Source organism: Halococcus agarilyticus (genome assembly GCF_000334895.1).
Classification (GTDB): Archaea; Halobacteriota; Halobacteria; order Halobacteriales; family Halococcaceae; genus Halococcus; species Halococcus agarilyticus.
On the sequence record NZ_BAFM01000007.1, the window covers coordinates 56,390 to 69,214 of the forward strand.

9 protein-coding genes are annotated in these 12,825 nt (G+C 68.3%); 5 read left to right on the forward strand and 4 right to left on the reverse strand.

The genetic code is table 11. The annotated features are described in order from the left end of the window. Positions 1-81 precede the first annotated feature (81 nt). Both TX76_RS17020 and TX76_RS07235 read right to left on the reverse strand, forming a co-directional pair. Positions 82-2,001 carry a S8 family serine peptidase gene (locus TX76_RS17020; protein WP_154019030.1) on the reverse strand — a complete coding sequence of 640 codons (1,920 nt, stop codon included), beginning with the start codon at positions 1,999-2,001 and terminating at the stop codon, positions 82-84. Positions 2,002-2,269: 268 nt separating this feature from the next. After that, entirely contained in the window at positions 2,270-4,798 is a 2,529-nt protein-coding gene (locus TX76_RS07235; RefSeq protein WP_049901033.1) for a S8 family serine peptidase, read from the reverse strand. A 294-nt stretch (positions 4,799-5,092) separates the two neighbouring features. Here TX76_RS07235 and TX76_RS07240 point away from each other — a divergent pair, with 294 nt between their 5' ends. The 3 genes from TX76_RS07240 (at position 5,093) to kynU (ending at position 9,949) form a co-directional block, all read left to right on the forward strand. Further along, complete coding sequence (locus tag TX76_RS07240; protein ID WP_049901036.1) at positions 5,093-7,534, forward strand: bacterio-opsin activator domain-containing protein; 2,442 nt, start codon at positions 5,093-5,095, stop codon at positions 7,532-7,534. 126 nt (positions 7,535-7,660) lie between these two features. Further along, positions 7,661-8,560, forward strand: coding sequence for an alpha/beta hydrolase (locus tag TX76_RS07245; RefSeq protein ID WP_049901038.1), 900 nt, complete (start codon positions 7,661-7,663; stop codon positions 8,558-8,560). 90 nt (positions 8,561-8,650) lie between these two features. Further along, positions 8,651-9,949: a kynureninase gene (gene kynU, locus TX76_RS07250; RefSeq protein WP_049901041.1), complete on the forward strand. Its 1,299-nt coding sequence runs from the start codon at positions 8,651-8,653 to the stop codon at positions 9,947-9,949. Here kynU and TX76_RS07255 read toward each other — a convergent pair whose 3' ends face one another. After that, positions 9,950-10,264, reverse strand: a complete 315-nt coding sequence (locus tag TX76_RS07255; RefSeq protein WP_049901043.1) for a cupin domain-containing protein — start codon at positions 10,262-10,264, stop codon at positions 9,950-9,952. Between the two features lie 123 nt (positions 10,265-10,387). Between TX76_RS07255 and TX76_RS07260 the strand changes: the two genes are divergently transcribed. Next, a complete protein-coding gene (locus tag TX76_RS07260; protein ID WP_049901045.1) occupies positions 10,388-11,206 on the forward strand; it encodes an aldo/keto reductase in 819 nt (272 codons plus the stop codon). A gap of 36 nt (positions 11,207-11,242) precedes the next feature. On the opposite strand, the gene TX76_RS07265 is transcribed toward TX76_RS07260, so the two are convergent. Then, complete coding sequence (locus tag TX76_RS07265) at positions 11,243-12,004, reverse strand: creatininase family protein (RefSeq protein WP_049901047.1); 762 nt, start codon at positions 12,002-12,004, stop codon at positions 11,243-11,245. A gap of 141 nt (positions 12,005-12,145) precedes the next feature. On the opposite strand from TX76_RS07265, the gene TX76_RS07270 reads away from it, so the two are divergent. Further along, positions 12,146-12,817, forward strand: coding sequence for an MBL fold metallo-hydrolase (locus tag TX76_RS07270; RefSeq protein ID WP_049901050.1), 672 nt, complete (start codon positions 12,146-12,148; stop codon positions 12,815-12,817). Positions 12,818-12,825 lie beyond the last annotated feature (8 nt).

Consider the following 12,825-nt stretch of genomic DNA (forward strand, 5'->3'; position numbering starts at 1 on the left):
TGGAACTCGTACGACTTCGGACGTGAACTACCCGCCGTTCGCAAACGAACGTTGAGTCGAACGGCCATCGCGGCGACTGGCCTACGACGTATCGACGCCACCGACGGTGTTCGTCTCGGTGTCCGTGACGTCGACGAACACGGTGCTGCCGTCCGCCGCCTGAACCTGGCCGGGACCGAACTCGTCGTTCCCCGTGGAGCCCGGTGCCTCGGCGAAGTACGTCCGGGTCTCGCCCGCGCTCGCCGGTGCGTCGAACTCGACGAACCGCTCGCCGTCCTCGGTGTAGGTGGTCGCGCTGTCCCCGGCGACGATCTCCCAGCCGAACGGGATGGTGTCGCGGACGACGACGTCGGTGGCCGTCTCGGTCACGGTGATGTCGACCTGATTGGTCTGGCCTGCGGTGAACACCGAACCGTCGTCGGCGCGCGTCCCGTTCGGTGTGAACACGAACTCGGGAGCCGTTCCTTCGGTCGCGATTGCCACCTCGTCGAAGCCCGCGAGATCCCCCGCCTCGGCGCGCTCGACTGCGGCCGCGGCGTCGATGAACCCTGCCCCGATGTTGTACGGGTTGTGGTCCGTCCGGGCGTCGCGGGCGGTGGCTTCGAGGGTGTTGAGCACGTCGATCGGGTCCGGGAACTCGCCGTGGTTCTGCTTGTAGGCGTCGTTGATCAGCGCCGTGACGCCCGCCGTCACGGGACACGACATCGAGGTGCCCGAGATGGCCGCGTAGTAGGGCCGCGCGAGGCTCTCGTTGTCACCGTTGTCGGTACCTTGGAGGGGATCGTTCGGGGCCATCGTGCTCACCACGCTCGCGCCGTTCGCGCCGACGCCGTTCCGGTAGATTCCGAAGGGTCTGGACCCGCCGTCGTTCTCGTAGTGATCGCGGGCGTTCGCGAGCGCTTCCTGCCGGTCGTAGTTCGTGACACCGTCGTAGCTGGGTTTGCGCCCGCGCGAGGAGAAGCCCGTGACCTTGACCTCGTCGTCGGTCGCCGCGACGCCGACCACCCACGGGGCCTTCGCGTACTTCGAGAGGGTGTTCGTTCCCGGCCCCGAGTTGCCGGCCGAAAACAGCGACAGGATGCCCGCCTCGAAGGCGGTGTACGTGGCGACGTTCATCGCGCTGTCTGGGTTGAAGTCCTGGCCGTTCCCGCTGGTGGGGCCGTAGGAGTTCGAGACGAGCTGTACGTCGGTTTTCCCCGCGCGCTGCTGATCGATCAGGTGATCGAACGCGCCGATCGAGTTCACGACCGCGAGGGTGAGTCCGGTCGAGTACACCGTCAGATCGGCGTCGGGAGCCATCCCCTTGTACTCGCCGTTGCTCGCGGAGCCATCGCCCGCTACCGAACCTGAGGTGTGGGTCCCATGCCCGTTGTCGTCGGTATCGGCGGGACCGACGTCGACCCACATCGTCTCGCGGTCGAGCGGGTTGGTGTACTTGTAGTTGTGCCGGAGCGTGCCGTGGTCGGGGTGGTCGCCGTCGATCCCGGAGTCGATCACGACTGCGTGGGTGCTCTCGCCCGTGTAGAACTGCTCCTGTTGCACCTCTTTCGCCCCCGTCCGCTCGCGGGCGTCGTCGTTGTGGAACTCGAGTTCGGCGTTCGGCTGGACGTGCCGAACCGACGACCAGCCCGCGACCGTCTCGATCTGACTCCCGGTCAGCATCGTGTAGCCGATCGGAAGCACCGAGAACGCGTGGTAGTCCCTCGTGCGATCGTGCTCGAAGGTCAGATCGGCGAGCCGGTCGACGTCGTCGTTCGAGTCGAACACGACGAGCGCTTCCTGAAGACCGCCCGCCGTGTCGAGCGCGTCGTCGATGGTGGGTATCTCGGCTGCGACGGTGCCGGTGGCCCCGAACCCGACCAGCGCGGTTGCGCCAGCGGCACCGGCGGCCTTCATCACCGAGCGCCGCGAGAGACCGTGCTGTCCGCCAGCGTCCGCGTCGGCGTCCTCGGTCGCCCGATCGTCCGTCGTTCGCTCGTCGGCCGCTCGTGGCTGGTTCATTACATTCCATTTTGACTGGCGTTGGCATCATAAGCGGGGAGCCTACTCGGTTAGGCGACGAACGGTGTTCAGGAAGAAATGCCGTTGCTGTGTCGTTTCGAGGCTATTTTCGGGAACGCGCGAGGATAGTCTTCCCCTGAACGAGCTGGGGTGAAGCGATCGAGAACGGGACCACCGAGGCCATCGCAGATCGACCATCTGAATGGCGTCGACTACCGCTCGACGATCGAACCGCTTGAACCGGCGAAACTGAGCCGAGTCGACCGGCTCAGAGGTTCGTGTTCAGGCCGGCGACGGTGTTCGTCTCCGCGGTGCCGTTCGCGGCGATCCAGCGCCCGAAGATCTCGACCTCGGCGGGGCCGAACTGGTACCGCCCGGAGTCCTCGATGACGTTCCCGCTGTTTGGTGCTTCGACGAGGTAGGTGTACTCGTTGTCCGTATCGGCCTCCGCGTCCTCGGCGAAGTACACGTACTGGACGCCTTCGGCCTGCTCGACGCGCTCGACGTCGTCGGAGAACTCGGTCTTGACCGTCCACTCGCTTGGCACCGCATCCCGAACGGATCCGGGCCGCGAGGGGTCGATCGTGAGGTCGATCTCGTTCGTCTGGTCCGCGGTGAACACCGAGCCGTCGTCCGATCGGGTACCGGAGACGAACAGATCGTCGGCCCCGTCGATGGTGAGGTCGAAGTGCGCCTGGACATCGTCGCCGTTCACCGCCCCCGGAACGTTCACGAGCTTCGCGACGACGTAGTAGATCTTCTGGTCCGCATCGCGGGGGATCGAAACGGAGGCGGTGGCGTCGCCCTGCAGCCCCATGTCACGCGCGACGATGTTGGGTTCGCCGTGCTGGGCGGGTTCCTCGGCGTCGTAGACGAACAGGTCGAGGTGGGGCGGCTGGCCGTTGGCCTGGCCCTTGTTGCCGCCGGAGTAGTGATCGAAGCTCACCTCGGCGGTCAGCGTACCGGGACCGGCCGGCACGCAGCCCGCGACGGCCCGCGAGTCCTCGGGGAGGTTCAGGCCGACGACCTCCTCCGAGGTTCCCCGGAGGTGGGTCGTGACGGCGTCGATGGCCGCGTCGAGGTTCACTCTCCCGTAGCCCTCGTAGGGGTCGCGGCCGCCGAAGTCGTAGCTCGGTGTCTTCACGCGGTGGTACGGTGCGGCGGTGAACACCGTCTCGCTCGCGGTGGCCAGCAGCGCCGTCTTCAGCCGGAGCACGTCGTCGATGTCGGTGTCGGCGGGTTCGGGCAGGGTGAGTGCGTCCGGTGCGTCGAACTCCATCGCGTTGGCGACGAGGCCGGCGATACCGGTCGTGAAGGGTGCCGCCATCGAGGTACCCGCCTTCCCGGTGTACTCCCGAATCGGTGGCTGTTCGTCCTCGGGTTCGTTCGGCAACCCACGGAGCACCGAGTTGACCACGTCGGAGAGATACCCGCCAGGCGCGGTCACGTCCGGCTTCATGTAGGTGTCGTCCGGTTCCGGCGAGAGGAGGTTCGCGTCCTCGTCGATGCCGCCGATCCCGCCCGACGAGTACGCCGAGATCCCGTCGAGCGGGCCGGTGGCGACCACCGATACGGCCTCGTCGGCGACCGCTGGCGCGCCGTTGCCGTTCGCGGGCGTCGCGGAGTTGCCCGCCGCCGCGACGGTCAGGATGCCGCCCTGGGCGATGTCCTTGATGCTCGCGGGGATGTTCCCGAGCGTTCCCCCGAACGCGCCGAGCGGCAGACCGCCGACGTACCCCCACGACATGTTGACCGCCCGCATGTTGAAGATGCGGGCGAACTCCTCCGCGTTCTCGCCGAGGTCCTCGGTCGGCCCGGAGAGTCCCTGGAGGCCGACGAGCCCCTGATCGGGTGCGACGCCCGTGTGGAGTCCGGCGTCCCCACCGTCGGTGCGGTCGCCGACCGTCTCGTCCGGATCGCGGAACGCGCCGACTGCGATCCGGTCGACTACGCCCGAGGAGGTCGCCTGTCCGCCGGCCGGTTTGGCGCGTACGAGGTACGTCCCGTCCCGCTCGGCGGGAGCCTCGACGACGACGTTGTCCTGTGTGCTCGCATCCGAGTCGATCGCGGTCGAATCGAGCGTCTCGCCGTCGGGACCTTCGACTTCGAGTTCGAGGCCGGTCCCGTAGGCGCTCCCGAACACGCCCGTGCCCGCGGCCGCGTTGACCTCGTACTCGGCGAACTCGCCCGCCGCGAGTACCTGCTGTGAGTCGTCCTCCCGGAAGGTGTCGGGATCGAAGGCGCTCGCACGACTCGATCCGCCCATGATGCCCGCGACGTGCGAGCCGTGGCCGTCGTTGTCGCGCGGCACGTCGTACTGTGAGTCGGGATCGTACCAGCCGACGGTCTTCGGCGTCGCGGCAGTGACGTTCGACGGATCGACGTCCGCGAACACCTCGCTCTCGTCGACGGTGACGTCGTTTTCTTCGGGGCGTGTGAGTTTCACCTCGTCACCGTCGACGACCGCCGTGATGCCGTTCCACGGCCCCTCGTCGGGATGACGCGAGTCGAGCCCCGAGTCCGTGAGCGAGATGGTCCGGTCGGGTCGACCACGAAATCCTCGGTCCCACGCCTTGCTCGCCTCGCGGGCGCGCCAGTTCCGGAAGTCGCCGTTCACGCCGGTTGCGGCGGCTGCGCTCCCGGACGCCCCGACGCCGAGCAGTCCCGCACCCGCGACCGTGCCGGTCGTCTTCAGCAGCGTCCGCCGTGTGAGGTCGAGGTTGCCCGCTTCCGACTCGTCGGACGATTCGTCGGTGGTCTCCCGCGCGTCGTTCGCGTCGCGAGGGTCGTGTGCCATACCCCCACCGACGGATGTCTCGAGGAAAAGCGACGGACCTAACCGAATAGGGATCGGGACGAACCGCTCGTCGGCGGCTTCCTGTTCGTCGGTTACTCCATGGGACCACGCACAGAATAGCTTGATTTATTATCAGGAATGGAAACGCTCATACTGACGGCCGATCGGTAGCAAACCAGTGACAGCCGGTACGAAGTCCACCCTGTCGAACGGGCGGCCGACCGGCGTCGAGTCCCTCGACGGACGAGACGGAACTGCACTCGACAGCCCTTCCGTTCGCGGCGGTGAACCGTCATGAGGGTAGAGCCGACGGACGAACCGAGCCTCGCACCGTCCGAACCGCCGCAGGCACTCGTGGTTGCCGACGCGACGGCCCCGCTCGACGAGTTCACGGCCGCACTCGAACGCGAGCACGAGGTGCGGACGACCGTGACCGAGGCGCAGGAGACGTCCGATCACCTCGACGGGATCGACTGCGTTGTCGTCGGCCCCCACCCCGCCGAGGACGCACTCGACGCAGTCGAACGGATCCGAGCGGCCAGGCCGGACGTCCCGATCGTTCTCCTCTACCCGGCCGCAACCACTGCCGCGAACGCGATCCGCGCGGGAGCCGACCACTGCATCCGGTACGACGAGCAGGCGGTGGGCGAAGAGGCCGCCCACGTCGGTGTCATCCTCGACGAGGAACGTCGGCGTCGGCAGGCCGACGCCACTGCAACAGGGACGACGGACGGGACCGCGTTCGTCCGGAGCGCGGTCGACGCGCTCGACGACGTCTTCTTCGTGTTCGATCCCGACGGCGAGTTCGTCGAGTGGAACGCGACGCTCGCCGACGTGACGGGCTACACCGACGCGGAGATCGCGACGATGGCACCGACCGATTTCGTGGCTGACGCCGACACCGAAGCGGTCGCCGGAGCGATCGATCGAACCGTCGCGGAGGGGCGCGCGACGGTGGAGGCCGAGCTCGTCACGAAGTCGGGCGAGCACGTCCCCTACGAGTTCACGGGCGCGCTGGTCGAGGACGACGCCGGCGACGTTCTCGGGATCTGTGGCATCGGCCGGAACGTCACCGAACGACGCCAGCGGGAACAGGAACTCGAACGGTACGAAACCATCGTTGAGACCGCGCCTGTCGGGGTGTTCGTGCTCGACGAGACGGCAACGATCCTCGGGGCCAACGCCACCGCGTGGTCGATGGTGGGCCACACCGGCGAGGAGCTGGTGGGCGAACCGTTTCTCACACTGGTCGAGGCGGGCGTGGTCGACGAGGCGGTCGTCGAGGAGTACCTCGACGCGATCCGCGAGCTGCTGTCCTCGGAAACCGAAAAGGAAACTGCCACCATGGAGGCCGAGATCACGCCACCCGACGGCGAGCAACGCACCTATCTGGTGCACGTCTCGTTGCTTCCCTTCGAGGCGGAGTTCCGGGGCACCGTCGGCGTGTTTCAGGACATCACCGACAGGAAGAACCACGAGCACGCGCTCGAATACCAGGCCGAGCGCCTCGAGACGACCAACCGGATCAACGAGATCATCCGCGACGTGAACCAGGCGCTGGTGCGCGCCTCGACGCGCGAGGAGATCGAGCAGGCGGTCTGTTCGAACCTCGCCGGTGAGGACGCCTACCGCTTCGCGTGGATCGGCGAGCGCCGCGTCGCCGAGGCGGGCGTCGAACCGCGAGAGTGGGCCGGTGTCGAGGATGGCTATCTCGACGACCGTCCCGACCCCGACGAGGGGCGCGAGGACCACGTGACCGCCGCCACCGCGATCGGGGCGGGCGAGATGCAGGTCGCCCAGTCGATCGCCGACGATCCGGCGTTCGCGCCGTGGCGCGAGGCCGCGCTCGAACGCGGCTACGAGTCGGCGGCCGCGATCCCACTGGTCTATGGGGGGACGGCCTACGGCGTACTGTGTGTCTACTCGCCCCGTCCGAACGCGTTCGACGAGACCGAACGCGAGGTACTGGCCGAACTCGGTGAGACCATCGCGTACGCCTTCAGCGCGGTCGAGCGCCGGCGCGCGCTCGTTTCGGACACCGTGGTCGAACTCGAGTTCGCCCTGCAGGACCGCTCGATCTTCACGATCGACCTCACCGCCCGGACGAACTGTGAGGTCACGCTCGACGGCATCGTCGAGCGTTCCGACGGGTCGCTCGTGGAGTTCGTCACCGTCACCGGGACCGATCCCGACACCGTGCTCGATCTCGCGGACGAGCGCGAGGACATCGAGGCCACCCTGGTGAGCGAACACGACGGCGAGGACGGCACCGAGGCGGTCTTCCGGCTCGTCTCCGACGGCTCGTCGAGCACGGTGTCGCTCGCCGAACAGGGCGGCGTCATCCGGGAGGGTGTCGCCGCCGAGGGCGAGGGTCGACTCGTGTTCGAACTCCCCCAGGACGCCGACGTCCGTGCGATCGTCGCGGCGATCACCGAGCAGTATCCCGACACCGAGCTGGTGGCCCAGCGCGAGCGCGAGCGCACGGGAACGCGCGGTGCGGAGTTCCGGGCGGCGCTCGACGACGCGCTCACCGATCGCCAGACGGAGGTGCTCGAAACCGCCTATCTCTCGGGGTTCTTCGAGTGGCCACGCCCCATCGACGGCGAGGAGATCGCCGACTCGCTCGGCATCGCCGGACCGACCTTCCACGAGCACGTCCGCACCGGTGAGGCGAAGCTGCTCGAATCGTACTTCGAGAGCGAGGTCGCCGGCGAGGGCGAGCGACGCGTCGAGTGAGCCCGACGGGCACGCCAGGCGGAGCCGGAACAGTGATACTCGACGGGACGGAACGAACCGAGACAACGAACAGTGTCCCGACAGCGATCCGCCACCGACCGACCGCGTTCGACGCTCCACCCGGAGATGGCGGCCGCCATTGCGGCGATCCGCCGCAAGGAAGGGCTGCCAGCGTGGCACGAGATGACGGTCGAGCGGGCGCGACGCCTGGAGGACAGGGTGTTCACCGCCGACGCCCCCGCCGTCGATCGCGTCGACGACCGCTCGATCCCCGGTCCCGCAGACGACATCCCCGTCCGTCTCTACCGGCCCGCGGTCTCCTCACCCGCGCCGGTCCTCGTCTTCTATCACGGTGGCGGGTGGGTGCTGGGGACGCTCGACTCGGCGGGATCGATCTGCCGTCGCCTCGCTCGCCGCACCGGTCATATCGTGGTTTCGGTCGACTACCGTCTCGCCCCCGAACACCCGTTCCCGGCCGCGGTCGCGGACGCCGAGAGCGCGCTCTCGTGGGTGGCCGCGAACGCGGGGGCGTTCGGCGGCGATCCCGACCGCCTCGGCGTCGCCGGCTCCAGCGCGGGCGGGAACCTCGCGGCGGTCGTCGCGCGCCACGCACAGGAGACCGATATCGAGCTCGACCACCAGGTCCTGCTCTACCCGATCACCGATCACGCCGCCGATGCCGACCCCTGTGACGACTGGTCGGGGCTCCTCACCCGGACGGACATGGACTGGTTCTGGGAGCAGTACCTCCCGACGCCAGACGACGGCGCGGACCCCGACGCCTCGCCGCTCCGCGCCGACGAACTCGCCGGCCTGCCGCCCGCGACCGTCGTCACCTGTGGGTTCGACCCGCTCGGCAAGGAGGGCGTCGCCTACGCCGACCGTCTCCACGACGCCGGTGTCGCCGTCGACCACGCTCACTACCCCAGGATGGCCCACGGCTTCCTCAGCCTCGCGGGCTCGATCGACGCCGCCGATCACGCGCTCGACGACGTGGCGGCCGCCGTGGGCGATCGACTCGGGTGAGTGCGTCCGTTGGCCGATGGAAGCGAGTGCGCTGTGGGGACGGATCGAACGTCGATAGTCCGTTGTACCTTCGACGGGTACCGTGGGTACATGGACGAGGGGTTCGAACCAGACAGGACGTACGCCGAGCGACGCGACCGCGACGATCCGCTTTCGTGGTGTCGGGAGCGTTTCGCGGTCCCCGACGGGATCTATCTCGATGGGAACTCGCTGGGACCGCTGTCGGCCGACGCCGAGCGGGCGCTCGACGACGCCGTCGACGAGTGGCGGGAGCTGGGAATCGGTGGCTGGACCGACGCCGACCCGCCGTGGTTTCGCTACGGCGAGCGCCTCGGCGACCGGCTCGCGCCGCTCGTCGGCGCACGCGAGTCCGAGGTGGTGGTCGCAAATTCGACCACCGTCAACATCCACACCCTGATCGGCACGTTCCTCGACGGGCTCGACGACGGGGCGAAGATCCTCGTGAACGAACTCGATTTCCCGACGGACCACTACGCGATCCGGGCGCAGTTCCGCCAACGGGGGATCGACCCCGACGAGGGGCTCGTGGTCGTCGAAAGCGACGACGGCCGGACGATCGACGAGGAGCGCGTCGTCCGGGCGATGGACGACGAGAACATCGAGATCCTGTTCATGCCATCGGTGCTCTATCGCAGCGGCCAGCTCCTCGACGTCGAGTATCTCACGAGAGCGGCCCACGAGCGGGACGTGCTCGCCGGGTTCGATCTCGCGCACTCGATCGGCGTCGTGCCGCACGCCCTCTCGAACCACGATGTCGACTTCGCGGTCTGGTGCTCGTACAAGTACCTCAACGCCGGGCCGGGCGCGATCGCAGGGCTCTACGTCAACCAGAAACATTTCGGTGCGACGCCCGCCCTGGCCGGCTGGTGGGGCCACGAGAAGGCGACCCAGTTCGAGATGAATTCGATGTTCACGCCGGCAGCCGACGCCGGCGCGTACCAGATCGGCACCGTCCCAGTACTCGCCGCCGCGCCGCTCGACGGCGCGCTCGACCTCATCGAGGAGGTCGGGATCGACGCGATCCGCGAGAAGTCGCTCGCCCTGACGTCGTATCTCGTCGACCTCGTGGACGAACGTCTCGGCGACGGGACTGACGGGGCGGACGACTGTTCGGTCGGAACGCCCCGCGATCCCGAACGGCGGGGCGGCCACGTCGCGATCGAACACCCCGATGCCGAGCGGATCGCGCAGGCGCTGACCGAGAGTGGCGTGGTGGTCGACTTCCGGCCGCCGAACGTCGTGAGAATGTGTCCGTCGCCACTGTACACCGGTTACGCCGAGGTCTGGGACGCGATCGAGCGCTGGCGAGGGATCGTCGATTCGGGAGCGTACGAGCGGTTCGATACGGATCGCTCGGGCGTCACCTGATCACGACGGCAGCGGACAGAGGCTCGCGGTCAGCACCGCCCGTTCGTCGGTCTCGTTGCGCGCGCCGTGGACCGCGCCACGCTCGTTGGGGACGACACCAGGCGCGCTCACCCGCTCCTCCTCGTCGTCCCGCGTCACCACGACCGTTCCCTCGACGACGTGGAAGACGTTGGTCGCGTCGGCGTGATCGTGGGGGTCGACGCGCCCGCCGGGACCGAGCGCGAACGCCTTCACCAGCACGTCGTCGGTCACCACGAGTTCGGCGGTCAGGACCTCGCCGTCGTCGGGCGCGAGGTCGGGATACTGATCGAGCACACCCCGACGACGAGAGCGAGCGACGTAGCCGTTTCGGGTGACGAGACGGCCGGCGCTCGCCCCGTACGGCCGGCGGAGGCCACGAGACGGGAGCGTTTTACGCCCGCCCCTCCCCGTCACGGTATGGAACACGTCACTATCCAGGGTGTCTCGGTCCCGGCCATCGGGCTCGGTACGTGGCGGATGACCGGCCCGACCTGCCGGCGCGCCGTGTCGACCGCGCTCGATTGCGGCTATCGCCGGGTCGACACCGCCCAGGCGTACGGCAACGAGCGCGAGGTCGGCGCGGCGATCGACGTCGCCGACGTGGATCGCGAGGACGTCTTCCTCACCACCAAGCTCGATGCCGGCAATCGCGATCGCGATTCGGTCCTCGACTCCACCCGCGAGAGTCTCGACAAGCTCCGAACCGAGTACGTGGACCTCCTCCTGATCCACCAGCCGAACCCGGTCGCCGACCTCTCGGAAACCCTCGACGCGATGGACGAGCTCGTCGACGAGGGTAGCGTCGAGCACATCGGCGTCTCGAACTTCGGCGTCGAGCGGCTCCACACCGCACGTCAGCACGCCGACGCCCCGATCCTCGCCGATCAGGTTCAGTACCATCCGTTCTGGGATCAGACCACGCTGCTCGACTACTGCCAGATCAACGATATCATGCTGACGGCGTACAGCCCACTGGCCCACGGCGGTGCGGTCGACGACGACGTGCTCCGTGACGTCGGCGCGCGCTACGGCAAGACCCCCGCTCAGGTTGCGCTCCGATGGCTGGTCCAGCAGGAGAACGTCTCGACCATCCCCAAATCCACCAGCCCCGAACATCTCGAAGCCAACCTCCAGGTGTTCGACTTCGAACTCACCGACGCGGAGATGGACGCAATCGCGCGGCCGTCGCTCTCGCGCACCGCGTCGAGCTTCCTCCGCCAGCGCCTCCCGTTCTGAGACGATCGGTCCCGACGGACGCCACCGCCGCAGTTCTCATCGGGCGGCGTCGCGTTCGGTCTCGATCCGCTCGGCGTACGGGGTTGCGATGCGTTCGAGGATCGCCTCACCCGCTTCGGCCGTCCCCTCCCGCGGATCGCCGAGCACACCGTTCTCGCTGATCGCGTCGAACCCCTCGCTGAGCAGTCGTGACGCCGAAACCTCGCCCTCGTGGCCGACCGTGAGCTCGTCCGTCCGGACGAGCCCCTCGTTCACCGCGAGCACGATCGCGGTTTCGGCGGCTCCGGCGTGGATCACCGGCTCCTCGTACTCGACGCCGGCCTCGGCGAGTCCCTCGTTCATCAGCCGCATGTTCTCGTCGAGATCCGCGATGGCGATCACGCTCGCGTCGATCTCCCTGGCGATCTCGGGCGCGACGGTGTTGACGGGCGCGAAGTTGCCGCCGTGAGTCGGTATCAAGACGACGTGCTCGAACCCGTGCTCGTCGAGCGACTCGCAGTACGACCTGATCAGGCTCATCAGCGTCTCGGATGGGATCGTGATCGTGCCGGGAAACGCCATGTGATGGCCCGAACAGCCTGGCCGGATCGTGGGTGCGGCGAGCGCGTCGCCGAGGCGGTCGGCGATCCGACGGGCGAGTTCGTCGCCTGCGAGCGTGTCCATGATCACCGGGAGGTGGGGACCGTGCTGTTCGACCGACCCGACGGCCACGACCGCCGTCGTGGTGCCGTCGTCGAGCGCCGCCTTGATCTCGGGCCACGTGTGCTCCGCTAGCCGGACTGACGTGCGAGAAGACATCGGCAACTTCCACCGTCACAGGCGGGGGTATTAAACGTTCGTCCGTCGACACTGATCTGCCCGTTCGTGCCGACTGCGGTGGCGCGCTTCGGTTTCCGACGCAAGCGCCGGAGGTTTGGCCTCGTGGATCGAACCCCCGGCATGGCGACACGACTCGGCGACGGCATCTGGTGGTTCGGTCTCCGCGGCGTGAACGCGTATCTGGTCGAGGACGACGTCCTCACGCTGGTCGACGCCGGCACACCGCTCGACGCGGGAGCCATCGCGGCCGGCATCGAGGAGACCGGTCACGCCGTCAGGGACGTCGAGCGCGTCCTCCTGACTCACTACGACATGGATCACGTCGGGACGCTTTCCCGGCTCGACGACCTCGATGCAGTCGTGCGGACGGGGGCGGCCGACGCCGCGATGCTCACCGGCGAGACCAACCCACCGTGGCGCAACCACAAGGGGGCGCTCCAGCGCGCCACGGGACCGTTCCTCGGCTGTGACCTCCCGGTCGCGGCGATCGACGACGGCGACTCCGTCGGGACGTTCACGGCGTATCACACGCCCGGTCACACCCCCGGCCACACCGCGTTCGTGAGCGAGGAGCGCTCCGCGGGCTTTCTCGGCGATCTCGTCTTCGAGAGCGACGGTTCGCTCGATTCCTCGCCGTGGCTCGTGAGCTACGACACCGACGAAGCCCGCGAGAGCGTCCGATCGCTCGCCGAGCGCGCGCCAGCGTTCGACGCCCTCGGGATGGGTCACGGCGTGCCGTTCGTCCGCGACGGCGACCAGCGCCTCGCGGACCTCGCGCGCCAACTCCGGTAGGAGGGATT

What these genes read in the sequence shown, in the direction of transcription:
- TX76_RS17020 (WP_154019030.1), bottom strand. Translation starts at nt 2,001, where the DNA reads ATGAACCAGCCACGAGCGGCCGACGAGCGAACGACGGACGATCGGGCG.
- TX76_RS07235 (WP_049901033.1), bottom strand. Translation starts at nt 4,798, where the DNA reads ATGGCACACGACCCTCGCGACGCGAACGACGCGCGGGAGACCACCGAC.
- TX76_RS07240 (WP_049901036.1), top strand. Translation starts at nt 5,093, where the DNA reads ATGAGGGTAGAGCCGACGGACGAACCGAGCCTCGCACCGTCCGAACCG.
- TX76_RS07245 (WP_049901038.1), top strand. Translation starts at nt 7,661, where the DNA reads ATGGCGGCCGCCATTGCGGCGATCCGCCGCAAGGAAGGGCTGCCAGCG.
- kynU (WP_049901041.1), top strand. Translation starts at nt 8,651, where the DNA reads ATGGACGAGGGGTTCGAACCAGACAGGACGTACGCCGAGCGACGCGAC.
- TX76_RS07260 (WP_049901045.1), top strand. Translation starts at nt 10,388, where the DNA reads ATGGAACACGTCACTATCCAGGGTGTCTCGGTCCCGGCCATCGGGCTC.
- TX76_RS07265 (WP_049901047.1), bottom strand. Translation starts at nt 12,004, where the DNA reads ATGTCTTCTCGCACGTCAGTCCGGCTAGCGGAGCACACGTGGCCCGAG.
- TX76_RS07270 (WP_049901050.1), top strand. Translation starts at nt 12,146, where the DNA reads ATGGCGACACGACTCGGCGACGGCATCTGGTGGTTCGGTCTCCGCGGC.